Source organism: Brevundimonas naejangsanensis, from assembly GCF_000635915.2.
Lineage (GTDB): Bacteria > Pseudomonadota > Alphaproteobacteria > Caulobacterales > Caulobacteraceae > Brevundimonas > Brevundimonas sanguinis.
The window spans coordinates 481,834-505,556 of record NZ_CP015614.1 but is presented as its reverse complement, the minus strand read 5'-3'; the positions used below and the strand labels follow the sequence as shown (position 1 = coordinate 505,556).

21 protein-coding genes and 1 pseudogene are annotated in these 23,723 nt (G+C 68.9%); 14 read left to right on the top strand and 8 right to left on the bottom strand.

What is annotated here, in order from left to right:
• Positions 1–6 precede the first annotated feature (6 nt).
• The 4 genes from DA69_RS02415 to DA69_RS02400 are packed head-to-tail and all read right to left on the bottom strand — an operon-like array spanning position 7 to position 3,783.
• Complete coding sequence (locus DA69_RS02415; RefSeq protein WP_025977636.1) at positions 7–270, bottom strand: phosphopantetheine-binding protein; 264 nt, start codon at positions 268–270, stop codon at positions 7–9.
• Positions 267–914, bottom strand: a complete 648-nt coding sequence (locus tag DA69_RS02410; protein ID WP_082891411.1) for an isochorismatase family protein — start codon at positions 912–914, stop codon at positions 267–269. The genes DA69_RS02415 and DA69_RS02410 overlap by 4 nt, the downstream gene beginning before the upstream one ends.
• Entirely contained in the window at positions 911–2,539 is a 1,629-nt protein-coding gene (locus tag DA69_RS02405; RefSeq protein ID WP_025977638.1) for a (2,3-dihydroxybenzoyl)adenylate synthase, read from the bottom strand. The genes DA69_RS02410 and DA69_RS02405 overlap by 4 nt, the downstream gene beginning before the upstream one ends.
• Positions 2,536–3,783, bottom strand: a complete 1,248-nt coding sequence (locus tag DA69_RS02400) for an isochorismate synthase (protein WP_025977639.1) — start codon at positions 3,781–3,783, stop codon at positions 2,536–2,538. Before DA69_RS02400 ends, DA69_RS02405 begins: the two co-directional genes overlap by 4 nt.
• A 140-nt stretch (positions 3,784–3,923) precedes the next feature.
• Between DA69_RS02400 and DA69_RS15085 the strand changes: the two are divergent.
• The 3 genes and pseudogenes from DA69_RS15085 (at position 3,924) to DA69_RS02385 (ending at position 6,404) form a co-directional block, all read left to right on the top strand.
• Positions 3,924–4,600, top strand: a pseudogene (locus tag DA69_RS15085) (response regulator).
• Positions 4,578–5,984, top strand: coding sequence for a sensor histidine kinase (locus DA69_RS15065; RefSeq protein ID WP_025977641.1), 1,407 nt, complete (start codon positions 4,578–4,580; stop codon positions 5,982–5,984). The pseudogene DA69_RS15085 and the gene DA69_RS15065 overlap by 23 nt, the downstream one beginning before the upstream one ends.
• Positions 5,985–6,083: 99 nt before the next feature.
• A complete protein-coding gene (locus DA69_RS02385) occupies positions 6,084–6,404 on the top strand; it encodes a YdeI/OmpD-associated family protein (RefSeq protein ID WP_025977642.1) in 321 nt (106 codons plus the stop codon).
• A gap of 34 nt (positions 6,405–6,438) precedes the next feature.
• Here DA69_RS02385 and DA69_RS02380 read toward each other — a convergent pair whose 3' ends face one another.
• Both DA69_RS02380 and DA69_RS02375 read right to left on the bottom strand, forming a co-directional pair.
• Positions 6,439–8,235, bottom strand: coding sequence for a DUF885 domain-containing protein (locus DA69_RS02380; RefSeq protein ID WP_025977643.1), 1,797 nt, complete (start codon positions 8,233–8,235; stop codon positions 6,439–6,441).
• A gap of 53 nt (positions 8,236–8,288) precedes the next feature.
• Positions 8,289–10,754, bottom strand: coding sequence for a zinc-dependent metalloprotease (locus tag DA69_RS02375; protein WP_025977644.1), 2,466 nt, complete (start codon positions 10,752–10,754; stop codon positions 8,289–8,291).
• A gap of 195 nt (positions 10,755–10,949) precedes the next feature.
• Here DA69_RS02375 and DA69_RS14150 point away from each other — a divergent pair, with 195 nt between their 5' ends.
• A complete protein-coding gene (locus DA69_RS14150; protein WP_025977645.1) occupies positions 10,950–11,123 on the top strand; it encodes a DUF1328 family protein in 174 nt (57 codons plus the stop codon).
• Positions 11,124–11,186: 63 nt separating this feature from the next.
• Here the strand turns inward: DA69_RS14150 and DA69_RS14990 are convergent, their stop codons facing one another.
• The gene (locus tag DA69_RS14990; RefSeq protein ID WP_025977646.1) at positions 11,187–12,506 is read right to left on the bottom strand and encodes an ATP-binding protein; all 1,320 of its coding nucleotides are present in this window, start codon (positions 12,504–12,506) and stop codon (positions 11,187–11,189) included.
• A complete protein-coding gene (locus tag DA69_RS02365) occupies positions 12,503–13,156 on the bottom strand; it encodes a response regulator transcription factor (RefSeq protein ID WP_025977647.1) in 654 nt (217 codons plus the stop codon). Before DA69_RS02365 ends, DA69_RS14990 begins: the two co-directional genes overlap by 4 nt.
• A gap of 62 nt (positions 13,157–13,218) precedes the next feature.
• Between DA69_RS02365 and dsbD the strand changes: the two genes are divergently transcribed.
• The 10 genes from dsbD (at position 13,219) to DA69_RS02320 (ending at position 23,683) form a co-directional block, all read left to right on the top strand.
• Positions 13,219–15,174, top strand: coding sequence for a protein-disulfide reductase DsbD (gene dsbD, locus DA69_RS02360; protein ID WP_025977648.1), 1,956 nt, complete (start codon positions 13,219–13,221; stop codon positions 15,172–15,174).
• Positions 15,171–15,965, top strand: a complete 795-nt coding sequence (locus DA69_RS02355) for a TlpA disulfide reductase family protein (RefSeq protein WP_025977649.1) — start codon at positions 15,171–15,173, stop codon at positions 15,963–15,965. Before dsbD ends, DA69_RS02355 begins: the two co-directional genes overlap by 4 nt.
• A 137-nt stretch (positions 15,966–16,102) precedes the next feature.
• Complete coding sequence (locus DA69_RS02350) at positions 16,103–16,747, top strand: DsbA family protein (protein WP_025977650.1); 645 nt, start codon at positions 16,103–16,105, stop codon at positions 16,745–16,747.
• Positions 16,748–16,879: 132 nt separating this feature from the next.
• A complete protein-coding gene (locus DA69_RS14660) occupies positions 16,880–17,017 on the top strand; it encodes a hypothetical protein (protein WP_167309484.1) in 138 nt (45 codons plus the stop codon).
• A 102-nt stretch (positions 17,018–17,119) separates the two neighbouring features.
• Entirely contained in the window at positions 17,120–17,617 is a 498-nt protein-coding gene (locus tag DA69_RS02345) for a GAF domain-containing protein (RefSeq protein WP_025977651.1), read from the top strand.
• A gap of 73 nt (positions 17,618–17,690) precedes the next feature.
• Positions 17,691–18,584: an ROK family protein gene (locus DA69_RS02340; protein ID WP_025977652.1), complete on the top strand. Its 894-nt coding sequence runs from the start codon at positions 17,691–17,693 to the stop codon at positions 18,582–18,584.
• A 63-nt stretch (positions 18,585–18,647) separates the two neighbouring features.
• Positions 18,648–19,325 (top strand): SDR family NAD(P)-dependent oxidoreductase, encoded by a 678-nt coding sequence (locus tag DA69_RS02335; protein ID WP_025977653.1) that lies wholly within the window; start codon positions 18,648–18,650, stop codon positions 19,323–19,325.
• The gene (locus DA69_RS02330; protein ID WP_025977654.1) at positions 19,325–20,143 is read left to right on the top strand and encodes an HpcH/HpaI aldolase/citrate lyase family protein; all 819 of its coding nucleotides are present in this window, start codon (positions 19,325–19,327) and stop codon (positions 20,141–20,143) included. Before DA69_RS02335 ends, DA69_RS02330 begins: the two co-directional genes overlap by 1 nt.
• A gap of 179 nt (positions 20,144–20,322) precedes the next feature.
• Positions 20,323–22,389: a capsular polysaccharide biosynthesis protein gene (locus DA69_RS02325; RefSeq protein ID WP_235599193.1), complete on the top strand. Its 2,067-nt coding sequence runs from the start codon at positions 20,323–20,325 to the stop codon at positions 22,387–22,389.
• 148 nt (positions 22,390–22,537) lie between these two features.
• Positions 22,538–23,683, top strand: a complete 1,146-nt coding sequence (locus DA69_RS02320; protein WP_025977656.1) for a beta-ketoacyl-ACP synthase III — start codon at positions 22,538–22,540, stop codon at positions 23,681–23,683.
• Positions 23,684–23,723 lie beyond the last annotated feature (40 nt).

Here is a 23,723-nt window from a genome sequence, read left to right as displayed (position 1 = left end):
CAGGCGTCAGGCGTCGTGACCGGCGGCGCGCAGGCGCGCCTGAACCACGCTCCACCAGCCTGCGAGCGTGGTGTGTTCGGCCAGTTCGCTGAACTCCAGCGGCACGGCCTCGCTCCACGCCAGCGACAGGTTGAGGGCGCGCAAGGAATCGACGCCCAGGTCCATCAGATTGTCGTCGTCCAGGATGGAATCCGGCGTTTCATGCAGCAGGGCGGCGACATCGGCGCGCATCCGCTCCAGCGTCAGATCCTGCGGGGTCAGCTTGGTCATGTCAGTCGTTCCAGAACGCGCGCCGTCGAAAGGGCCACGGCGCAGGTGTCGGCGGCCCAGGCCACCGCGCCCATATGCTTGTCGCGCGAGAAGTCGCCAAGCGCATCGGCGACGAAGAAGGGTTCGATATCGCGCTGAAACGCCTCGGCCGCCGTCAGCTGGCAGCCGATGTGGGCGTAGACGCCGCAGACGATCAGCTGGTCCCGCCCCCGCACCCGCATCAGCGTCTCGAGGTTGCTGCGCTGAAAGGCGCTATAGCGGTGCTTGACCAGGGGAAAGTCGCCCGGCGCCGGGGCCAAGTCGGGCAGGATGTCTTCATGCTCAGGCGTGCGGCTCATGCCCGGTCCCCACAGGTCGGCCTGCAGGCCCCGGTCGCGGCGGTCCTGATCGCCGTGCTGGGCGGTGTAGAAGACGGGCACGCCCGCCGCCCGCGCCGCTGCGATCAACCGGGCGATGTTGGCGATCAGGCCGGGCAGCGGCTCGGCGCCCGGCGCATAGGGGCGCATGAAATAGCGCTGCATGTCATGGACCAGCAGGGCGGCGCGATCCCGCTGCAACGTCCACTGGGCGCGCGAGGCGGGGATATCCGCCTCGGTCGGCAGGGCGTAGGCCGGGACGGTGGGCAGGCCCTTTGATGCGGTCACGCCTTGCCCTCCTCTTCCAGAATGCGCTGACGAAGCGCCGCGCGCAGTTCGCGGCGGCTGACCTTGCCCACGGCGGTCACGGCGAAGTCGTCGACGAAGACGATCTGGTCCGGCACCTTGAAGTCGGCGATGTCGCGCTTGCGCATCCAGGCCTTCAGCTCGACGCCGCGCGGCGGGGCGCCGTTGGGGATGATGAAGGCGCAGATGCGCTCGCCCAGATAGTCGTCCGGCACCGACACCACGGCGGCGTCGAACACGGCCGGGTGGGCCAGCAGGTGATCCTCGACCTCCTCGGCCGAGATCTTCTCGCCCGCGCGGTTGATGTGGTCGGTGGCCCGGCCCATGACGACGAGATAGCCCTCGGGCGTGCGGCGCACCACGTCGCCAGTGCGATAGAAGCCGTCGTCGGTGAAGGACCGCGCATTGGCCGCTGGTTCGTTGTGATAGGCGCGGATCGTATAGGGGCCGCGCGTCAGCAGGTTGCCCGGCTGACCTTCAGCGACCGGCGCGCCCGCATCGTCGACGATCAGGATTTCGTCGTCAGGGCTGATCGGTCGCCCCTGCGTCTCGACGATCAGGCTCTCGGGGTCATCCAGCCGGGTGTAGTTGACCAGACCCTCGGCCATGCCGAACACCTGCTGCAGGGTGCAGCCCAGTTCGGCGCGCACGCGCCGCGCCGCCTCTGGCAGGAACTTTGCGCCGCCGACCAACAGCACCTCAAGACTGGAGATGTCGTGGGTCTTTCGCCGCGCCGCCTGCATCCACAGCAAGGCCAGCGGCGGGACCAGGCCAGTGATCGTCACCCCTTCGCGCTCGATCAGGGGGAAGCAGGCGTCCGGCGACGGCGACGGCGACATCACCACCGTCGCCCCGACATAGAGGGCGCCCAGATAACCCGGCGAGCTCATCGGGAAGTTATGCGCCGCCGGCAGGGCCGTCAGATAGACGCTGGACGCGCTCAGTTTCGAGATCACCGCGCTTTCGCGCACGCTGTACAGATAGTCGTCGTGGGTGCGCGGGATCAGCTTGGACAGGCCGGTCGAGCCGCCCGAAATCTGCAGGAAGGCCACATCGGACGGATCGGCGTCCTCGGTCGGCAGAGACGCCGGATGGGCGCGGAAGGCTTCGAAGGATGCGAACTCCTCCGCCTCGCCCACCACGACCACATGGCGCAGTTCGGGAACCTCGGCCTGAACGGCGCGGGCCAGGACCCGGTAGTCGAACCCCTCGTGTCGGTCGGCCACGACATAGGCCGAGGCCTCGGCCCGACGCAGGAAGTGGACAATCTCGGTCGAACGGTGCGCGGGCAGCGCATAGACGGGGATCAGCTTGGCCCGGAACAGGCCGAAGATCACGCTGAGGAACTCAGGCAGGTTGGGAAGCTGCACCACCACCCGGTCGCCGGGCTTCAGCCCCAGCGCCAGGAAACCGGCGGCGGCCGTCTCGGCCTTTTCCAGCAGTTCGCCATAGGTCCAGCGCTGGTCCATGCCGACCACGGCGACGGCGTCGCCCTGCACCTCGGCGCGGCTGCGCAGCAGTTGGGAGAAGGTCTCGCCGCGCCAATAGCCCTTGGCCCGATAACGCGCCGCCATGTCGTCCGGCCAGATCTGTTGCAGGGGAATCATACGCTCGCCTCATCCACGCCCAGGGCGCGCAGAACGGCCTGGAACTTACCCGACGTCTCGTCCGCCTCGGCGGCGGGGTCGGAGCCTTCCACAATGCCCGCCCCGGCATAGAGACGCGCCTGATCGCCGCACGTCTCGGCGCAGCGCAACGAGACGTACCACGCCCCATCGCCAAAGGCGTTGGTCCAGCCCACGGCCCCGGCATAGAAGCCCCGGTCATAGCCTTCAAGCGCGTGGATCCTCTCAGCCGCGCGGTCGCGCGGCGAGCCGCAGACGGCGGGCGTCGGATGCAGCAGGGCGGCCAGTTCGGCGGCCGAGGTTTCATCGGGACGATGCAGCCGCCCCTCGATGCGGGTGCCCAGGTGCCACATGGTCCGCGTCGAGACCAGCGCCGGTCCGGGCGGCGCGCGCAGGTCGCTGCAGTATGGCGCCAACAGGTCCATGATGGCCTCGACCACAAGGGCGTGTTCGCGGCGGTCCTTGTCCGAAGCCAAAAGGCTCTGTGCCGCCGCCTCGTCCTGCACCACGTCGACGCTGCGACGCGCCGACCCGGCCAGGGGGTGAGAGAAGACTGCGGGCCCACGCTTGGAAACCAACAGTTCCGGCGTGGCGCCGACCAGACGGCGCATCGCCCCCCCGGCTCCCTTGCCCAGCGGCGTCAGGAAGCGCGCGGCGGTCGGGTCGGCCTTCAGGTCGCGCCACAGGGCGAAGGGGTCGATCGCGCCGTCGCCCTGAACCTTCAGGCTGCGCGACAGCACCACCTTATTGATCGGTTCGGCGCCGCCGTGAGAAGCGCGCATGGCGGCAAGCGCCTGCGTCACCGCCGCCTCATAGGCCGCGCGCGACGGCTCGGGCGTCAGGGCGCGGATCGAGGGGCGCGGCGCGCTCGAGCGCATATCCCAGATACGGTTGGCGGCGCGCTCGGGCAGGAACAGGCAGTCGTCGGCGCGGCGGTCGAACGGAAGCGCGCCGACCAGCAGGCGCGGCGACGGCTCATCGGTTTCCGGCGCGACGGGCAGATCAGCGAAGAAGCCGCGCACGCGCGCCCCCAGCGTCGCCGCCGGCCCCGGCGTCAGGCGCTGCTTCAGACCGGTGGTGAAAAGGCGAAGCTCGGGCGTGCTCAGTCCAAAGGCCCAGTCCATGTCGTCCTTGGGAGCGGCGGCCTCTTGCCGTTCGGATGCGCCGCCGCCGATCTGAACCGACAGATCGGGCGCGCCCCAAAACTCCGCTACTCTCGACTCCATGCTGATCCCTGCTGCACTCAAGCTGTTGCATATCATTCGCAACAATCGGCCTATAGCGGAGCAACCTTCGCGTTGTCTTGCGGCCAGATTAATTCCAAGCCGGTCTGGTCGTTTCGCCGCAGAGGTTTAGAAGGGCGCTCATGCGAATGCTAGTCATTGACGATGATGCCCGAACCCGCGCCTTCGTGGCCGAAGGGTTGCGCCAGCAAGGGCACACCGTCGATGAAGCCGGCGACGGCGAGACGGGCCTGCACATGGCGATGGAGGGCCAGTACGACGCCCTTGTCGTGGATCGCATGATGCCTGGCCTGCCGGGCCTGGAGGCCGTTCAGGCCATGCGCGCAGGCGGGCTGAAGACGCCGGTGCTGATGCTGACGGCGCTGGGTTCGGTGGATGATCGGGTGGCGGGGTTGAACGCGGGCGCCGACGACTATCTGGTCAAGCCCTTCGCCTTCAGCGAGCTGAGCGCACGGCTTCAGGCCCTGGTGCGCCGTCCGCCGCTGGCCGAGACATCGACGCGGCATCGCGTGGCGGATCTTGAGGTCGACGTGGCCGCCCACCGGGCGACCCGCGCAGGCCGGATGCTGGACCTGACCCCGCATGAGTTCAAACTGCTGGAGCGGCTGGCTCGCAACGCCGGTCACGCCGTAACGCGCACCATGCTGCTGGAAAGCCTGTGGGGCTTCCACTTCGACCCGCGCGCCAATCTGATCGACGCCCACATCAGCCGCCTGCGCGCCAAGGTCGATCGTGGCTTCGATCAGGAGTTGATCCACACCATTCGGGGGTGGGCTATGTCCTCAAGGCCCCCGACTGAGCCGAAGCGCCCCTCCGTCTGGTCCACGGCCAGCCTGCGCTACGCCGCCGCCTTCTCGGTCCTGTTCGGCCTGGGCGCGGCGGTGATGATCGCGGGGGTGGACTACGGCCTGATGCGCTTCGCCGAGGCCGAGGTCCGCGACGGGCTGAACCACCAGATGGACGTCATGCGCGCCGACGCCAACCGGCACGGCACGGCCCAACTGGTGCAGGAGCTGAACGCCGAGGCCCGCAACCGCGACGCCCGGCGCTATCTGCTGTTGGTCGAGGCGCCGGACGGCCGCACCTTCTCCAACGGTCTGACGCGGCTGGCGGTCAATGAGACCGGCTTCCGTCGCAACCTGCCGAACAAGGCGCGCCCCGCCCGCTGGCCCGACCAGACGCCGAACATGCTGACGCTGAGCGCGCGGGCGTCCGACGGCGGCCTGCTGGCGGTCGGACGCGACATCCAGCACCTGGACGAACTGCGCGGCGGCATCCGCCGCTATGCCCTGATGAGCGGGATCGTGCTGATCCTGCTCGCCCTGGCCGGAGGCTGGTTCGCCGGCCGGCTGTTCCTGCGGCGGCTGGAAGACGTCAATCAGGCAGTCGGCCGCATCATCGCCGGTCAGGATTCGGCCCGCCTGCCCGCCGTCGGCCTGGGGCGGGAGTTCAATGAGCTGTCGGCCAATCTCAACCGAATGCTGGACCGGCAGGAGGCGGCGCTGACGACGCTGAAGACCCTGTCCGAGGGCGTGGCCCACGAACTGCGCGCGCCGCTGAGCCGGGTTCGCCACCGGCTGGAGGACCTGGCCGCCAATCTGGATGACGCCAAGGCGCGCGAAGCCGCTGTCGAGCGCGCGCTTGAAGAAACGGACCAGGTCAGCGCCCTGTTCGAGGCCTTGCTGACCCTGGCGCGGATCGAGAGCGACGACGCCGCCTTGCAGACCGAACGGCTGGATCTCGCCGCCCTGGCCGCCACGGTGGCAGACATCTACAGCCCCTTCGTCGAAGAGGCGGGCGGGCGCCTGATCATCGCCTTGGCCCCAACAGGAACGATCGAGGCCGACCCTGCCCTGCTGCAACAGGCGCTGGCCAATCTGATCGAGAACGCCGTCTTCCACGGCGGCGGGCAGATCGAGGTATCCACGACCAGCGAGGGCGGCCGGGCGATCATCCGCATCGCCGACCACGGCCCCGGCGTGCCGGAAACCGAGCGCGACAAGGTCCTGCGCCGCTTCTATCGCCTGGATCAGGGCGCGAGCGACCATACGTCCGGGGCAGGTCTGGGTCTGGCCATGGTGGCGGCCGTCGCGCGGGCCCATGGCGGCGAGCTTCGACTGGACGACAATCAGCCGGGACTGGCGGTGGAGCTGGCGCTGCCCCTCACCACTGCGAAGGCTTAAGTCTCGTCCGGCGCGCGACCCGATCTTGCGGTCGCGATCGGGTTGCCGCTTATATTCTAGAGAGGCCGACACATCGGTCGCGAGTTCCAGGAGGCGCCCATGCCAGACGGTTTTCCGCAGGGAACCGTGCATCAGGCGGCCGCCGACCTTCAGAACGCCCTGAAAGCAGACGACGAGATTTTCGACCTGTGGCGAAACCTGACCCCGCTGGGCCGTAACGAGTTCATCTGCTGGGTCGATGACGCCAAACAACCTGCCACGCGCCAGCGACGCATCCGGCGGACCGTAGAGGAACTGCGGGAGGGCAAGCGCCGTCCCTGCTGCTGGGCGGGCTGCATCCATCGCACCGACAAGGCGCCCAGCCGATGGCAAAAGGCCGTTCTGATCGACCAGAAGACGAAGGGCGCGTCCAAGCCCTGACGCGCCCTCGCCTTCTTTCGGCTGTCGCCCGTATTTATTGAGCGGCGACCGCCTTGGCCGTCTCAGCGGGTTTGCCGCCGCGCGCGATGAAGGCGCGCATATGCTCCTCCAGCGTGTTCAGCGGCACCGAGCCCAAAGCCAGGATTTCGTCATGGAACGGGCGCGGATCGAAACGCTCGCCCAGAGCGGCCTCGGCCTCGCCGCGCAGACGGCGGATGGTCAGCTCGCCCAGCTTGTAGGACAAGGCCTGACCGGGCCAGCTGATGTAGCGGTCCACCTCGGTCTCGACCTCGTGGCGCGACAGGGCGGTATGGCCCGCCAGATAGTCGATGGCCTGTTCGCGCGACCAGCCCTTCAGGTGCACGCCGGTGTCGATCACCAGACGCGCCGCGCGCCACATCTCGTAGCTGAGGCGGCCGAAGTTCTCATAGGGCGTGCGATAGATGCCCATCTCGACGCCCAGCCATTCCGTATAGAGGCCCCAGCCCTCGCCATAGCCCGAGAAGTAGGTGTGGCGACGGAAGGTCGGCCCTGCGTCCTGTTCCTCGGCCAGCGCCATCTGGAAGCTGTGGCCCGGCGCGCACTCATGCAGGGTCAGGGCCGGGATGTTGTACAGCGGCCGGCTAGGCAGGTTGTGGGTGTTCATCTGGCAGGCTTCCAGCCCGCCGCGCCCCGCCGTGTAGAAGGGGGCCAGCGCCTCAGGCACCTGAATGATGGTGTAGCGACGACGCGGCAGCTTGCCGATCAGCTTGCCGATCTCGCCATCGGCCCGCACCGCGACCCAGGCCGACACCATCATCAGTTCGTCCGGCGTCTTGGCGTAGAACTGCGGGTCGGTGCGCAGGAAATGCAGGAACTCGTCGAACGAGCCGGTGAAGCCCGCGTCGGCCATCGTCTGGCGCATCTCGGCCTGGATGCGGGCGACTTCGGACAGGCCGATCTGGTGAATCTCCTCGCCGCTCAGTTCCAGCGTCGTGTATTTGCGGACCTGGGACTCGTAGAAGGCGACGCCGTCGGGCATGTCGCGGGCCGCCAAGGTGGTGCGGGCGCGCGGCTGATACTCGTTCAGATAGAAGTCCAGCAGCGACCGATAGGCCGGGATCACCGCCTCATTGATGACTGTCGCGGCCTCGGCGCGCAGGCGCGCCTGGTCGGACGCCGATACGGTCGAGGGCATCTGGCGGAAGGCCGCGTAGAAGGCGTTGGCCTCGGCCGTGTCGGTGATGAAGTTGGTGATGGAGGCCTCGCGGCCTTCCAGCGTCACGCGCGGCACGCTGAAACCGCGCGCCAGGCCGTCGCGCATATTGGCCTTCTGCTGGTCGAAATAGCGCGGGATGTCGCGCATCCGCGAGATAAAGGCGCTGTAGTCCTCGGCGGTCCGCAGGCTGCGCGACTGGTCCAGGTAGGTCCAGAAAGAGCTGTCGCTGTTGAACGGCATCTCCCACTGGCGAGCCTGACCGTCGATCAGGGCATGCTCCAGATTGGTGCGGAAGACGGCGGCGTTGATGCGGTCCTCCGCCGACAGTTCGTCCAGCGTAATGCCGTCCAGTTGCTGCAACAGCTCGCGCACATAGGTCAGGCGCTGCTGCTGGGCCGCCGGGCTGACGTCGGCCAGACGATCCGCTGGGCCATACTCGCCGTCAGCGCCTTTGACCCGGCCGGTGCGGGCCATGCTGGTTTCCGTTTCCGCCTCATAGAGCGCCTTCAGCCGCGCTCCGGCCTGCTGCATCTGCGCGGCGGACGGAGACGCCTCGGCGGCCAACGCTGCGGCCGGGTCCGACGCGACCAGAAGGGACGAAACGGCGCAGGCCGTCAGCAGCAGGGTTCTCATGATACTGTTCCTATTCTTACCAGCACGGGCGTCGGCCGAAGCCTGGGCCTGCGTCAATGCCACTCGCCGCCGCCGATCGGCGCGCCCGGCGGAACCGGCTGCGCAACCGGAAGGGTCGCGCTGAGCGCCTTCAGCCCCTCGACCGGTCCTATCAGGGCGTCGGCCAGATAGGCGCACTGCGCCGTCTCCAGCCGATCGCCACGGCAGCGTTTCAACTGTTCGCCGAAGCGGCGGGCGCTGTCGCGCACCACGCCCTGGGCGGTCGAAGACAGGTCCTTGCCCTGCATCAGGGCCGACAGATGGGCGGCGTAGCGGGCGCGGGCGACGCGGCGCAGCTCGGCCTGTCGCGGGCTGAGGACGGCGCCCGGACCGACGGCCAGCGCCACCCGATCCAACGTCTCGACCAGGCCCAGTTGGCCCGGATCGCGGCGCTGCTGTTCGATGAGGCGGTTCAGCCGCTCGGGCGCCAACAGGGTCTCGAACACCACCTCGGTCGCCGCAGCCGCCGCCGAGGACGGGTCGAACACGGCGTCGGTCTTGCCTTCGAACAGCTCGATCTGGGTCTGGCGATCCGGATTGCCCGACTGGACCGAGGACAGCAGGTCGATCAGGTCGTCCCTGAGGTCCAACTCGGCCGGAGACAGCGCCTGCATCAGGGCCTCCAGCGCCGCGCGCTGCTTGTCGGCGGGCACGACCTCGGCCCGCTCATGCCCGGCGCCGCTGACGGCGTAGCTGTAGTCCACGCCGCCGATCTGACGCCCGACCGCCGTGGTCTGATAGCGGTGATACAGATAGATCGGCACGATGACCCGGCGCAGGTCCGCCGCCGGGGCTCCGGCCGGCAGGTTGCCCAGACCAAAGCGCGACAGGGCGATGCGGCGCACCGCCAGGGTGTTGGCGAACTCGGCCACCGGGTCTTCGCCGTTGTCCCACATGGCGCCATAGGGCTGAAGGCTGCCCAGCGGGCGGGTGTCGCTGTCGCCGACGAAGCGATAGCCCTTTCCTTGCGCCTCAGCCGCCAAGGCCAGACGGCGCGCCTGCGGGTCCTGCCCCGGCGTGTCGCCATACAGCCAGTCGATGGCGTAGCGGTCCCAGGCGCCGACGCCGGTCGTATAGGCCTGGCTGAAATCCAGCCGGTCGCCGTCGGCGATCACCCAGGGCGCGGGATAGTCCATCACCGAAGCGCGGCCCTCATACCTGGAGGCGGCGAAGTTGTGAGCCAGGCCGATCGAATGGCCGATTTCGTGCGCCGACAGGTGACGCAGGCGGTGATAGGCCAGACGGTCCGGATCGTCCTCGGCGCCCGTCCCGGCGCGCGCGGCGCCGACCAGCCCCTCGATGATCATCTTGTCCTGACGGTCGCGCAGCGAGCCCAGTTGCACCACGCCGCGCACGATCTCGCCGGTGCGCGGATCGCTGACCGTGCTGCCGGTCGACCAGCCGCGCGTCTCGCGGTGGACCCAGGCGATGATGCTGTAGCGGGCGTCCATCGGATGCGCCCCTTCAGGCAGCACCTCGACCCGGAAGGCGTTCTGATATCCCGCCTCTTCAAAGGCTTGCGCCCACCAGTTGCCGCCCTCGATCAGGGCTTCGCGGATGGCGACCGGCGCGGCCCGGTCGACGTAGAAGACGATCGGCTTCTTGACCGGCGAACGGGCGGCCGAGGGATCGGTCTTCTCCAGCCGGAAGCGGCGCGCCATCCGCTTCATCACCGGCTGGTCCAGAGGCGCGGCGAAGTCGACGGCCATCGCCTGGCCGACGCTGCCGCCGCGCGGATCGTGCGGCACAGGCTGGAAACCGTCGTCCGGCAGACGGATGAAGGAGTGCTGGACCGTCAGGGTCACCGCGCGCGAATCCGGCGCGATGCGCGACAGCTCGCCGCCCGGCTCGTCGCTGGTGAAGGTCTGGACGGTCTGAAGTTCGACGTTGTCGGGGAAGACCAGGGTCTGTTCCAGCGCCAGATGCCCCAGATCCTGCGCCGCCTTGAACGAACCGAGGTTGGCTCGCTTCAGCCGCCCGGCGATATTGACCGCATCGCGCGTCAGGAAGCCCGACAGATCGACGACCACCGAGCCGTCGGCGCCCGTCTCGATCACATCCGTCGCCCAGACGGTCGAGGGGGCGAAGGAGGCGGCGACCGCCCTCTGTTCGTCGTCGCTGGCGTCAAAGGCGCGGAAGCGGTGATTCTCGAACCGGGCGAACACCCGGCCGCCGACCTTGTGAAAGGCTACGATCTGCGTCTGGCCCAGACCGGATCGGTCCAGCCCGGCGTTATCCATGCCCAGCCCTGCCGACAGGCCCGGCTGATACAGGTAGCGGCCGATCACGCCCTCGGCGTCCGGTGGCGACAGACGCGCCAGAACCCGCCCCTTCTCCCGGTCCAGCCGCACGCCGAACAGGCCGTCCTGCCAGGCCGACGTGGCCGCCGCCGTCGCGGGCGCAGACTGCGCTGTCGCCTGAGCCGACGCCCCGAGCATCACCAGACCGGCGACGCTCGCCAGCAGAACCTTGCGTAACATCGGCTTCCCCCTCCGACGATTTAACAGGGGCGTTCAGAACACTGAACGCGCGCAAGCGCAAGCCGAAGGCGCGCCTCGATCGAATAATGTATCTGGATGTCCGATAGGCAAGCGGCTTCCGCTTTTGCCAACGGCCAAGCCAGGCGGAACCCTCAGCGCCCCCTCCCGTTGCGCTCGGGTACGAAGGAGAACGACATGATCAAATGGGCCATTATCTTCGCCATCATCGCCATAGTGGCCGGTCTGCTGGGCTTCGGCGGCATCGCGGGCGCCGCGGCGGGCATCGCCAAATTCCTGGCTGTTCTGGCGCTGATCATCTTTGCGATCTTCCTGGTGCTTGGCTTCACAGTGGCCAAGAAAATCACTTAAGATCGGCCTTGAACCCTGGCCTGCAAGCCGCCGCCCGTCCGCCGGAGGGGCGGCGGTCGCTTTTCAGCTGTGTTCCGTTCGCGCCCTGACCGGCAGACCGCGCAGTTCCACCCGCAAGCCGCCCAACCGCGAGGGAACGAAGCGAACCTCGCCCCCGTGCGCCTTCATCGCCGACGCCACGATCGACAGGCCCAGTCCGCTGCCGCCGCCGGGGCTGCCTGCCGGTCGGAAAAATCGCTGGCCCAGCCTCTCAAGATCAGCGGCGGCAACGCCGGGGCCGTCGTCATCGATGGCGATGACGGCGGACGGCCCCTCTCCTTCAACCGACACGCGGATGCGGCTTCGGGCGAACTGTTGCGCATTCGCCATAATATTGGCCGCCACCAGATTGAAACGGTCAGGCTCGGCGAAGACCTCTATCCCGCCCTGCGGCGCCTCAAGGCGGGGTTCCGGCCCCTGAGCCTGGAAAGGCGCCGCCAGCCCCGTCCACCGCTTTGCCCGATCGTCGATGGCGGTCACATCCTCGCGCGCGAGGGCCAGCAGGCCGGCGACCAGACGCGCGGTTCGGTCGACCGAGACCTGGATCTGCTCCAGCGCATGTCGGCGCGTCTGCTCATCAGCCGTCGCGGCGGCGATCTGGGCCTGGATACGCAGCCCCGCCAGCGGCGTGCGCAACTCATGCGCGGCGGCGGCCGTGAACTCCGTCTCCCGTAATCGGGCCGCGCGCACCCTGTCCATCAGGGCGTCCAGAGACTGCACAAAGGGCTGAAGGTCAGACCCGCCGGGCGCCACGCCGATCGGCGACAGGTCGTCAGCGTCCCGTTCGGTCAGGATGCGGGTCATCTGGCGGACCGGCCGCAGCCCGGCCCCTACCGACCACCAGATCAGCACGCCCAGGGCCGCCAACCCCAGGGCCGCCGGGCCGAGCAGACCCGCGACCACGCTGCTGACCAGATGCTCGCGGATCGTCAGACTGTCGCCGACCATCACCCGATAGCCGCCCTCGGGCACGTTGACGGTGTAGACCCGCCAGAGCTCGCCCTGGATCACACGCTCGGAAAAGCCGTCTTCGTCCGGCGCCAGGCTCTCGGCGGGGGCGTTCTGGGAGCGCGCGATCAACTCGCCGTTCATGGTCCAGATCTGACACGACAGCTGCCGCTCATAGGCCGGAACAGGCCCTGGCAGGGCCGGGTTCGCCACCGGCGTCATCTCGCCCGTGCGCATCAGGGACGACACCATGCGCGCCGATTCCATCAGACGCCGGTCCAGCACGCGCTGAACCTCATGGCGGGTATGGACCTCCACCCAGACCACCGCTGCGCCCCATACCAATGCGGTCACAACGGCCAGAATGGCGAACAGTCTAAGCCGGATGGAGGTCATCGCAGGGTGTATCCCACGCCGCGCACCGTGCGGATGAAGGCGGAACCCAGCTTGGCCCGCAGGTGGTGGACGTGAACCTCCACGGCATTAGAGCCGATCTCCTCCTGCCAGCCATACAGACGCTCTTCCAGCTGGCTCCGCGACTGCACAGCCGACGGCCTTTCCATCAGAGCCTCCAGGATGGCGAACTCGCGGCGCGACAGCGGCAAATCCTCTTCGCCGCGCCAGGCCAGCCGCGCCTTCGGGTCCAGCGTAACGTCCTTGTGCGTCAGAGCCGGGCGCGACCGTCCCAGTAGCCGACGCCGCACCGCCCGCAGCCGCGCCGCCAGTTCGTCCAGATCGAACGGCTTGCCCACATAGTCGTCCGCGCCCGCGTCCAGACCGCCGATCCGATCCCGGCTTTCGTCGCGCGCCGACAGAATGACCACCCCGACGTCCATGTCGCGCTGCCGCACGAAGCGCAGGACCTGAAGACCGTCGCCATCGGGCAGATTGAGGTCCAGGACGACAGCGTCGAACGCCGAGCTTTCAAGCGCAGCCAGGGCGTCCTCGATGCGCGTCGTGGCCTCGACCGTCCAGCCGCAAGCCGTCAGGCCGACCTGAAGGCCGTCCGAAAGCACCGGATCATCTTCCACTATGAGCAGTCTCATGCCTTATGCCTTCCGCCGCCCGGCTTAAGCCTGACTTAAGCTCTTACGCCGACCCGAGACGCATGAAGTTCATTTCCTGGCGCCTTCTGGCGATCCTGTTCGCCCTGATGCTGGCCGCCCCGGCTGTCGGGCGCGCCCAGGCCTTCGCGTCCCTGGACCAGTCCTTCCTGTCCCCGGACCAGGCCTTCACGCTCAAGGTTTCGCGCGAGACCAACGGCGATCTGGCCTTCCGCTGGACCATAGCGCCGGGACATTATCTCTATCGGGATCACACCGTCGCCACGGCGCCGGGCGGCGAGGAGAGCCTCAGCCTGCAGTTGCAGCCCGGCGAGAAGAAGGACGACCCCGGCTTCGGCGTGGTCGACATCTGGCGCGCGGCCGGACAGGCGCGCCTGTCGGCGGCGACGTTGGAGCGCGCGGGCGCGCCCGGATCGATCAACATCACCTATCAGGGGTGCAAGGAAGACTCGATCTGCTATCCGCCGACCACGCGGACCATCGCAGTTCCCGCCCTGCCGGGCGCGGCAAGACAGGCCGTGGAGGGCGCGGCCCAGCCCCCTGCCGAACCGGCCGCCGCACTGGCCCTGAAGGCGCCGCCTGCGCCCGAGGCCCGGCCTGCCCCTGCTGCCTCGCCGGTTTCAGAGCCCGAAGCATCCCTTGTCGCTGAAGCCGCCGATGCAGCGCCCGCGCCCGCCGTCCGGCTGGACCAGAACGCAGGCTTCGTCGATCGGCTGGCGGATCAGGGAGGGTTCGCTTGGGTCCTGCTGGCCTTCTTCGGTTTCGGCGTATTGCTGGCCTTCACGCCTTGCGTCTTCCCCATGTATCCGATCCTGGCCGGCGTGATCGGACGGGGCGTCGATGGCCGCGGGACCCAGCGCGGGCTGGTGCTCTCCACGGCCTATGTCCTGGGACTGGCCACGGCCTTCGGCCTGCTGGGCGTCGTCGCCGCCTGGTCCGGTCAGAATCTGCAGATGGCGCTTCAATCGGTCTGGGCCGTCGGCGCCCTGTCGATCATCTTCCTGCTGCTGGCCGCATCGATGTTCGGCGGTTTCGAGCTGCAGCTGCCGTCCGCCTGGACCAGCCGGTTCTCGCGCGACAACGGGACCGGGCGGCGCTCCGTCGGCTCGGCCGCCGGTCTGGGCTTCGCTTCCGCCCTGATCGTCGGCCCGTGCGTAACCGCCCCGCTGGCGGGCGCCCTGCTCTACATCGCCCAAACCGGCGAAGCCGGGCTCGGCGCGGCGGCTCTGTTCGCCCTGGGGCTGGGCAAGGGCGCGCCGCTGATCGTCTTCGGCACGGCCGGCGCCCGCTTCCTGCCCAAGGCCGGGGCCTGGATGGATCGGGTGAAGACCCTGTTCGGCTTCATCTTCCTGGGCATGGCATGGTGGCTGGCGAGCCGCATCCTGCCGCCTGCCGTCGTGCTGACGCTGGGCGCGATGTTGGCTCTGGCCGCCGCCGCCGCCCTTGGCCTGTTCAGCGGCCCCGCGGCCAGCCGTCCGGCCGGCCTCGCCCGCGCCGCGGGACTGGCCGTCGCCGCCTGGGGGATCATGCTTCTGATCGGCCTCAGCATGGGCGCCGCCGATCCCTGGCGCCCGCTGGCCCCGCTCGCGTCCCGCTCGGCGCCCGGCGTCGCCGGGCCTGGGGCGGCGCCGGTCCCCGCCGCCGTGGTCGTTGACTCCGCCGGGCTGAAGCGCGCCATTCAGGAAGCAGGCGGCCGCTCACGCCCGGCCATGATCTACTTCACCGCCGACTGGTGCGTCATCTGTCGGCAGATGGACCGGGACGTCTTCGCCGACGACCAGGTTTTCGCCGCCCTGCAGAACGTCGATCTGATCAAGGTCGATGTGACGAACAACACCCCGGAAACGCACCAGCTGATGGAAACCTACGGCGTGGTCGGCCCGCCGACGCTGGTCTTCCTTTCGGCCGCATCACAGGAGCCCGCGTCCACCCGCCTGGTCGGCAAGACCACCGTGAGCAAGGTGCTGGCCTCCCTCGACAGCGCGCAGGCCGCCCGATGAACGCGCTAGAGCTCGGCCCCCTCGTCCTGTCCGGCGAGCGGCTTTCCATCCTCATCGGCATCTTCGTCTTCGTCATCGGCTCGGGCCTTCTGGCCAGCCGGGTGAGCATCCGCTTCAACGCATGGAGCTCTGTCGTCGTCTTTGGCGGCGTTCTGGTCGCGCGCCTGGCCTATGTGGCCGCCAACTGGCCGCACTTTAGGGCCGACCCCTTGCGCGCCTTCGCCGTCTGGCAGGGCGGGTTCGCCTGGCTTTGGGTCATCCCGGTCGTCGTACTGGCGACCGCCTTGCTGCTCAAAACCGCCAGGGAACGCGCCTGGGCTCTGGCCCCCGTCGCCGTCAGCGCCCTGGCCTGGGTCGCAGCGCATCAGCTGGCGTCCGCGACCGAGCCCCTGCCTCCCGCCGAAATCACCCTGGCGCAGTTGGACGGCGCCCCGCTCGACCTGGCCGCGCCGTCCGGTCGCCCGACAGTCATCAACATCTGGGCCAGTTGGTGCCCGCCCTGTCGCCGCGAGATGCCGGCCCTGGCCGCCGCCCAGAAGGCCCATCCCGACGTGCGCTTCCTGTTCGTGAATCAGGGCGAGGGCAAAGCGACGGTGCGGACCTATCTGACGCGCGAGGGCCTGACGTTGGAGCATGTCCTGCTTGACCCGCACATGGATCTGCCGCGCCACTACGGCACGGTGGGTCTGCCCATCACCTTCTTCCTTGGAAGCGACGGGCGGCTGGCCAAGGCCCATCTGGGCGAGATCGGGCCGGAGCGCATCGCCGCCGAAATCGCGCGGCTGGAATGAAACGAAACATCCCCCACCCGTCTGCGTCTTAAGCCTGACTTAAGACCGGGCGTGGACGAAGCCCACACCTTTGAGGCGCGCGCCTCGCCAAGATCATGGCCCTGGATGGCCGTCACATCACCCGGAGAAGTCTGATCATGAACAAGCCCGCGCTCGCCCTGATGATCGCCGCGACGATGAGCCTGGCGGCCTGTGGTCCGGCCGACGCCAGCGCCGCGCAGGACATGCCCATGATCGCAGAGGTCGGCTTCAGCGACCTTCTGAAGAATCCGGCGACGCCCTTCATCGGCGCCCAACAGGCCGACATCACCATCATCGGCTTCATGGATTACAACTGCCCCTACTGCAAAATGATGATCCCGGAGCTCAACGGCCTGATGGAAGCCGATCCGAAGGTGCGGGTGCTGTACAAGGAATGGCCGATCTTCGGCCCGGTGTCCGAGAACCTGGCGCGCATCGCGCTGGCCGCCGGCTATCAGGACAAGTACCACGCGGTGCACAACGCCTTCATGAGCGCGCCCGATCGCATCCAGACCAATCAGAAGGCGCGTCAGCTCGCCACGGAAGCCGGCGTCGACATGGAGCAGCTGGACCGCGACCTGGCCGCCCATCGCGAGGACATCGACGCCGTCCTGCTGCTCAACAGCCGAGAGGCCGCCGCCCTCGCCCTCAACGGCACGCCGGCCTTCGTCATCAACGGCAATCTGATCCCCGGCGGGATCCCCCAGGCCCAGCTGGAGGCCGTGATCGCCCGCATCCGCTCCGGTCAGCCGCTGCGCTGATTCAAGAGGCGAAGGCTCCATAAGCGGCCCGGGTTTCGGCGCGGCGCGGAAGACGCTGCGCGCCTCGCCGATCCCGCTTCCCCTGCGCCGCGTTCAGGGGAACCTCGGCAAACCAAAGACCGTTCTGAATCCATGAACCTTGGCCTTTTCTTCTTTGGCGTTCTGTTGCTGGCGGTCCTGCTCACCGGGCTGGATCGCGCGATCACTGGACCTCGGCGCGCTGCGGACAAGGATCAGGACGGCGAACCCGACGGTCCGCCGGAGGACTGACGCCCGCCCCCTTTCGATCCGGCGGCAATGACCTATGTTGCCGACACGCCGCGGCTCGATCGCGGCGCGTTCAACCTGTCCTGATTTCGCCGAGCCTGCTTCATGTCCTACGTCGCCCGTGACGACCGCCCCGCCGACAAGGCCGAACGCTATGCCGAGGTCGAGGCCGAGATCATGGCCGTGCTGGACGGGGAGCCGAACCTGACCGCGCGCATGGCCACGGTCGCTTCGATGCTGGCTGACGCCTTCCCCGCCTTCTTCTGGACCGGCTTCTACGTCGTGGATGGGGACAAGGGCGAGGAACTGGTGGTCGGCCCCTATCAGGGCACGCTGGGCTGTCTGCGCATCCCGTTCGGCCGCGGCGTCTGCGGCGCGGCGGCGCGGACGCGCGAGACGAAGGTGGTCGAGGACGTCCACGCCTTCCCCGGCCATATCGCCTGCGACAGCCGCTCGGCCAGCGAGATCGTGGTTCCGGTGCTGGACGCGGCGGGCGACCTGATCGCCGTGCTGGACGTGGACGCGACCGAGAAGGGGGCCTTCGACGCCGTGGACGCCGAGGCGCTGGAGCGGCTGATAGCCAAGGTGTTCGGCGCGAGCTGAGGGCATTGCCCCTCTCCCGACGGGACAGGGTTCCGCACACGACGCCTGCCCCCACCCGTGCTACCTCCCTCGCATGAGGATCGGAATCGACTTCGGCGGCACCAAGATCGAGGCGGCGGCGCTGGACGCGGCGGGCGCCTTCGCCGCGCGCATCCGGGAGCCCAACCCCGGGAGCTATGACGCCGCCCTGGCCCTGGTCGCCGACCTGGTGCGCCGGGTCGAGGCCGAGGCAGGGCCGGCGCGCTCGGTCGGCCTGGCCATTCCCGGATCGCCCTCGCCGCGCACCGGTCTGATCCGCAACGCCAACTCCACCTATCTGAACGGCCGCCGCTTCGCTGAGGATCTGGAGGCCGCGCTCGGCCGCCCGGTGCGGCTGGCCAACGACGCCAACTGCCTGGCCCTGTCGGAGGCCGCCGACGGCGCAGGCGCGGGCGCCGCCAGCCTGTTCGGCGTCATCCTCGGCACCGGCTGCGGCGGAGGACTGGTCATCGACGGCAAGCTGGTCGAGGGTGCGCACGGGGTCGCCGCCGAGATCGGCCACATCTCCCTGCCCTGGCCCGCAGCGGACGAAGCGCCCGGCCCCGCCTGCTGGTGCGGCCTGAGCGGCTGTCTGGAGACCTGGGTGTCCGGGACGGGCTTCCAGCGCGATCATGAAGCTGCGACCGGGCGGGCGTGGAAGGCGCAGGCCATCATCAACGCCGCCCGCAAGGGCGACGTGCAGGCCGCCGCCGCGCTTGAGCGCTACATCGACCGGCTGGGGCGCGGGCTGGCCATGGTGGTCAATCTGGCCGACCCGGAGCTCTTCGTGCTGGGCGGCGGGATGTCGAATGTGGGCGAGCTTTACGATCGCCTGCCGCAGGTCGTGGCCCGCCATGTCTTCTCCGACCACTGGGAGGGGCGGATCGTTCCGGCCAGATGGGGCGATTCCTCGGGCGTGCGCGGCGCCGCGCGGCTGTGGGACGCCTGATCGCCGATTGATCCCGCGACGGGCGCCGCTATGGTCCGCGCCGAACCATTCAGGAGCGAGACGATGGGCGAACGGGTTGCAGCAATCACCGGCGGGCACGGCGCCCTGGGGCGAGCCGTGGTCGAGGCCGCGTTGGCCGCCGGCTGGACCATCGCCGTCATCGATCACGCCAGCGGCCACGTCGTCCCTGACGGCGTGCTGGAGGTCGGCGGCGTCGACCTGACCGACCCTGCTCAGGCCAAGGCGGCGATCGAGACCGTGGTCGCCCGCCTCGGCCGTCTGGACGCCCTGCTGAACATCGCCGGCGGCTTCGTCTGGAGCCCGGTCGAGGGCGACGGCGACGAATTCGATCGGATGCACGCCCTCAACGTCAAGACGACGCTGAACGCCAGCCGCGCCGCCCTGCCCCATCTGAAGGCCTCGGCCGAGGGCCGCATCGTCAACGTCGGCGCCAACGGGGCGATCAAGGCCGGGCACGGCATGGGCGCCTACGCCGCCTCCAAGGCCGGGGTCCACCGCCTGACCGAGGCGCTGGCCGAGGAGCTGAAGTCGACCTCGGTGACGGTCAACGCCGTCCTGCCCTCCATCATCGACACCGCGGCCAACCGCGCCGACATGCCCGACGCCGATCCGGCCAAGTGGGTTGCGCCCGCCGATCTGGCCGCCGTCATCCTGTTCCTGGCCTCGCCCGAGGCGCGGGCGGTGACGGGCGCCCTGATCCCCGTCACGGGCAAGGTCTGATGCGCGCGCGCAGCGTCCTCTACCTGCCCGCCTCGAACGCGCGAGCGATCGAGAAGGCCCGCGCCCTGCCCTGCGACGTGGCGGTGCTGGATCTGGAGGACGCCGTCGCGCCCGAAATGAAGGCTGAGGCCCGCGCGGCCGCCGTCGCAGCGGCGCAGGAAGGCGGCTTCGGCCCGCGCCTCGGCGTGCGGGTCAACGGTCTGGACACGCCGTGGGGCGCCGACGACCTGAAGGCCCTGCATGACTCCCCGGTCGACCTGATCGTCGCGCCCAAGGTCGAGAGCGCGGCCATGGTCCACGCCCTGTCGGCGGCGCTGCGTCCCGGCGTCGCCCTGTGGGCCATGATCGAGACGCCGCGAGCCTTGGTGGACCTGCGCGACATCGCCGGAGCGGACGGCGCCCTGAGCGGCCTGATGCTGGGCGTCAACGATCTGGCCAAGGATCTGAAGACCGGCGCCGCGCCCGACCGGGAGCCGCTGAAGCCGTGGCTGGCGGCGATCGTGGCCCACGCCCGCGCCAACGGCCTGAACGTCATCGACGGCGTGTTCAACCGCATCAAGGACGAGGCCGGATTCGCGGCGGAGTGTGTGCAAGGCAGGCTATATGGTTTCGACGGCAAGAGCCTGATCCATCCGTCGCAGATCGAGGGCGCCAACGCGGCGTTCGGCCCGTCTCCCGCCGAGGTCGAATGGGCGCGCAAGGTCGTCACCGCCTTCGCCGCACCCGAAGCCGTCGGGCTTGGCGTCATCCGCGTCGAGGGCGAGATGGTGGAGCGGCTGCATCTGCACGCCGCCGAAACACTTCTGGCCGACCGCTAACTATCCGCTCATCCCGGCGGACGCCGGGACCCAGTGCTTTGGCTTCAAACCCTAGGTTTTATCTAGCGCTCCCCTTATGGCCGGATGCAGAGCGCGTGGCTCTCACTGGGTCCCGGCGTCCGCCGGGATGAGCGGTCGTAGGGGTGGCGCCTTCTTACGGCAAACCGTAGACACCCCCCATGACCGCACCGCTTCCGCCCCTGTCGAAACCCCGCTCCTGGGTCTGTGCGCCGGGGGTGATGAAGGTCCCGTTCCTGTCCGCCTTCCTGCCCGATTACGACCTGTCCGCCCTGCCCGGATCGTCGATCGAGGCCGTTCTCGGCTGGGGCATGAAGCCGACGGCGGAGGCGGGCCGACGCTGGGCGGCGAAGCACGGCAAACCCTACATCGCGCTGGAGGACGGCTTCTTGCGCTCGGTCGGCATCGGCGAGAGCGGGGCGACCAGCCTGAGCCTGATCGTCGATGATCTGGGCGTCTATTACGACGCCACCCGACCCAGTCGGCTGGAGCAACTGATCGACACAGCCCCTGACTGGTGCGACGCCGCCATGAAGGCCCGCGCGCGCGGCCTGATCGACCGCATCGTCGCCTCGGGCGTGTCCAAGACCAATATGGGCGGGCCGCTGGCCCCCGCCGCCCTGCTGAAACCCGGCCGTCGGGTGCTGATCGTGGACCAGACCTTCGGCGACGCCTCCATCGGCTATGGGCTGGCGACCGAGGCCAGCTTCTCCGAAATGCTGGCGACCGCCCGGCGCGACGAGCCTGACGCCCAGCTGATCGTCAAGCGCCACCCGGCGGTGGCCGCCGGGCGCAAACAGGGCTGCATCCCGGCCGATCAGCTTCAGGGCGTCACCCTGATCGACACGGACGTGCGGCCCTCCGACCTGCTGGCGGCGGTGGACGCGGTCTATGTCGTGACCTCAGCCCTGGGGTTCGAGGCCCTGTTGCGGGGCCTGCCGGTGCGCTGCTTCGGCGCGCCCTTCTATTCGGGATGGGGACTGACGACGGATGCGGTCCAGACCGGGCGGCGCGGCGTCCTGCGCGATCTGGATCAGGTCGCGGCGGCGGCGCTGATCGCCTACACCCGCTACGTCGATCCGGTAACCGGCCAGCGGTGCGAGGCCGAACAGGCGCTGGAGCGGCTGATCGCGCTGCGCGACCGGGCCGACCGGCTGGCGGGCGACTGGGCCGCCGTCGGCTTCGCCCCGGCCAAGCGACCGCCGGTGCGCCGCCTGCTGAACTCGCCCAAGGGCCGCGTCCGCTACTTCTGGCGCTCATCCGCCGCCGTCGCCCATGCGCGCGCGACGGGCGGCAAGCTGATCTGGTGGGCCGGCAAGGAGACGCCGCAGATCCGCGCCGCCGCCGACGCCTTCGAAGGGCCGGTCGTGCGCATGGAGGACGGCTTCATCCGCTCGCGCGGGCTGGGGTCCGACTTCTTCGGCGCCCTGTCGGTCGCGCTGGACGACCAGGGCGTCTACTACGACCCGACCCGGCCCAGCCGTCTGGAAAGCCTGATCGAGGCGGACGAGCCCTCGCCGGATCAGGCCGCGCGCGCCGAGGCCCTTCGCGCCCGCGTGGTCGAGGCGGGCCTGTCGAAATACAATCTGAAAGGCGCGGGCGTCCCGCCCCACTGGCCGAAAGACAGGCCGATCCTGCTGGTCGTGGGTCAGGTCGAGAACGACCGCTCGATCATGATGGGCTGCGGGCCGGACATCCGCACCAACTCGGGTCTGGTGAAGGCGGCGCGAGCGGATCATCCGGACGCCTTTCTGATCTATCGCAACCACCCGGACGTGACGGCAGGCAACCGGCCGGGCCTGCTGGACCATGCGGCGATGGAGGAGGTCGACGCCTCGGCCGACGATCTGGACATCATCGACTGCCTGAACGCCTGCGACCGGCTGGCCACCCTGACGTCGCTGACCGGGTTCGAGGCCCTGATGCGGGGCAAGCCGGTCAGCGTCTATGGCCGCCCCTTCTATGCGGGTTGGGGCCTGACCGACGACAAGCTGACGTTCGAGCGCCGCACCCGCCGCGCCTCCCTGCAGAGCCTGATCCACGCGGCCCTGATCGGCTATCCCGTCTATGTCACGCCGGACGGCTGGCCGTGCGAGGCCGAGGATCTGGTCGAGGCCCTGATCGCCGCGCGCGACCATCCCCTGCCCGCCCCGCCGCGCGGCCGGGTCAACCGATGGTGGCGAGGGATCAAGGCCAGTCTCGACCGCAGCCTTCCCCCGGCCTATTGAAGGGTTCGTCATCGCAACGGACTGAGTCCGGCCCGCGAGGCGCCCGAACTTCGCCGCGAGGCGCCGACATAAGGCTTGTCGAGCGCCGGGGACTCCATGTTCCCTCATGCAGCGAGGCGCCGCGCGCCGAGCGTTAGGGAAACAAGAAGTGCAAAAAGCCGTCATCTCCGCCACCGGCCTGTTCACGCCGGAACAGTCGATCTCGAATGAGGAGCTGGTCGGCGCCTACAACGCCTGGGCCGAACGCTGGAACGCCGCCAACGCTGAAGCGATCGCCGCCGGAGAGATCGAGGCCAAGACGCCCTCGTCCGAGGCCTTCATTGAAAAGGCGTCAGGCATCAAGGCACGCTACGTCATGGACAAGTCGGGGATCATCGACCCGGAGCGGATGCTGCCCAATCTACCCGCGCGCGGCGATGACGAACTGTCGATCCTGGCCGAAATGGCCGTGAAGGCCGCTGAGGACGCCATCCAGGCCTGGGGCAAGCCCGTCAGCGAGATCGGCGCGGTCATCTGCGCCGCGTCCAACATGCAGCGCCCCTACCCCGCCATGGCCATCGAGGTCCAGCAGGCCCTGGGCATCGAGGGCTTCGCCTTTGACATGAACGTTGCGTGCAGTTCGGCCACCTTCGGCATCAAGACGGCGGCGGACTTCGTGGCCTCGGGCTCGGTCAAGGCCGTGCTGATGGTGAACCCGGAAATCTGCTCGGCGCACCTGAACTTCAAGGATCGCGACAGCCACTTCATCTTCGGCGACGTGGCCACCGCCGTCATCATCGAGGCCGAGGATCAGGCCGGACCGGGCGGCTGGGACATTGTCGGGACCAAGCTGAAGACCAGCTTCTCGAACAACATCCGCAACAATTTCGGCTTCCTGAACCGCGCCGCCCTGCCGACTGACGGGCATGAGCCGGTCTCGTCCGACGGCCTGAGCGACAAGATGTTCGTCCAGCAGGGCCGCAAGGTGTTCAAGGAAGTCGTGCCGATGGTGTCGGAGATGATCCTCGACCACGCCGCCGAACTGAGCCTGGACCCGCATGGGCTCAAGCGCCTGTGGCTGCACCAGGCCAACATCAACATGAACACCCTGATCGGTAGGAAGGTGCTGGGTCGCGAGCCTGAGCCCGGCGAGAACGTCATCATCCTGGACGATTACGCCAACACCTCCTCGGCGGGGTCGATCATCGCCTTCCACCTGCACAACGACGGCTTCGGGCCGGGCGATACGGGTCTGATCTGCAGCTTCGGCGCAGGTTATTCAGCGGGCACGGTTTTTGTGCAAAAGCGGCCCTGATCCCGCCAATCAGGAATCAATATTTCCGGCGGCGCTTGCA

What these genes read in the sequence shown, in the direction of transcription:
- DA69_RS02415 (WP_025977636.1), bottom strand. Translation starts at nt 270, where the DNA reads ATGACCAAGCTGACCCCGCAGGATCTGACGCTGGAGCGGATGCGCGCC.
- DA69_RS02405 (WP_025977638.1), bottom strand. Translation starts at nt 2,539, where the DNA reads ATGATTCCCCTGCAACAGATCTGGCCGGACGACATGGCGGCGCGTTAT.
- DA69_RS02400 (WP_025977639.1), bottom strand. Translation starts at nt 3,783, where the DNA reads ATGGAGTCGAGAGTAGCGGAGTTTTGGGGCGCGCCCGATCTGTCGGTT.
- DA69_RS15065 (WP_025977641.1), top strand. Translation starts at nt 4,578, where the DNA reads ATGTCCTCAAGGCCCCCGACTGAGCCGAAGCGCCCCTCCGTCTGGTCC.
- DA69_RS02385 (WP_025977642.1), top strand. Translation starts at nt 6,084, where the DNA reads ATGCCAGACGGTTTTCCGCAGGGAACCGTGCATCAGGCGGCCGCCGAC.
- DA69_RS02380 (WP_025977643.1), bottom strand. Translation starts at nt 8,235, where the DNA reads ATGAGAACCCTGCTGCTGACGGCCTGCGCCGTTTCGTCCCTTCTGGTC.
- DA69_RS02375 (WP_025977644.1), bottom strand. Translation starts at nt 10,754, where the DNA reads ATGTTACGCAAGGTTCTGCTGGCGAGCGTCGCCGGTCTGGTGATGCTC.
- DA69_RS14150 (WP_025977645.1), top strand. Translation starts at nt 10,950, where the DNA reads ATGATCAAATGGGCCATTATCTTCGCCATCATCGCCATAGTGGCCGGT.
- DA69_RS14990 (WP_025977646.1), bottom strand. Translation starts at nt 12,506, where the DNA reads ATGACCTCCATCCGGCTTAGACTGTTCGCCATTCTGGCCGTTGTGACC.
- DA69_RS02365 (WP_025977647.1), bottom strand. Translation starts at nt 13,156, where the DNA reads ATGAGACTGCTCATAGTGGAAGATGATCCGGTGCTTTCGGACGGCCTT.
- dsbD (WP_025977648.1), top strand. Translation starts at nt 13,219, where the DNA reads ATGAAGTTCATTTCCTGGCGCCTTCTGGCGATCCTGTTCGCCCTGATG.
- DA69_RS02355 (WP_025977649.1), top strand. Translation starts at nt 15,171, where the DNA reads ATGAACGCGCTAGAGCTCGGCCCCCTCGTCCTGTCCGGCGAGCGGCTT.
- DA69_RS02350 (WP_025977650.1), top strand. Translation starts at nt 16,103, where the DNA reads ATGAACAAGCCCGCGCTCGCCCTGATGATCGCCGCGACGATGAGCCTG.
- DA69_RS14660 (WP_167309484.1), top strand. Translation starts at nt 16,880, where the DNA reads ATGAACCTTGGCCTTTTCTTCTTTGGCGTTCTGTTGCTGGCGGTCCTG.
- DA69_RS02345 (WP_025977651.1), top strand. Translation starts at nt 17,120, where the DNA reads ATGTCCTACGTCGCCCGTGACGACCGCCCCGCCGACAAGGCCGAACGC.
- DA69_RS02340 (WP_025977652.1), top strand. Translation starts at nt 17,691, where the DNA reads ATGAGGATCGGAATCGACTTCGGCGGCACCAAGATCGAGGCGGCGGCG.
- DA69_RS02335 (WP_025977653.1), top strand. Translation starts at nt 18,648, where the DNA reads ATGGGCGAACGGGTTGCAGCAATCACCGGCGGGCACGGCGCCCTGGGG.
- DA69_RS02330 (WP_025977654.1), top strand. Translation starts at nt 19,325, where the DNA reads ATGCGCGCGCGCAGCGTCCTCTACCTGCCCGCCTCGAACGCGCGAGCG.
- DA69_RS02325 (WP_235599193.1), top strand. Translation starts at nt 20,323, where the DNA reads ATGACCGCACCGCTTCCGCCCCTGTCGAAACCCCGCTCCTGGGTCTGT.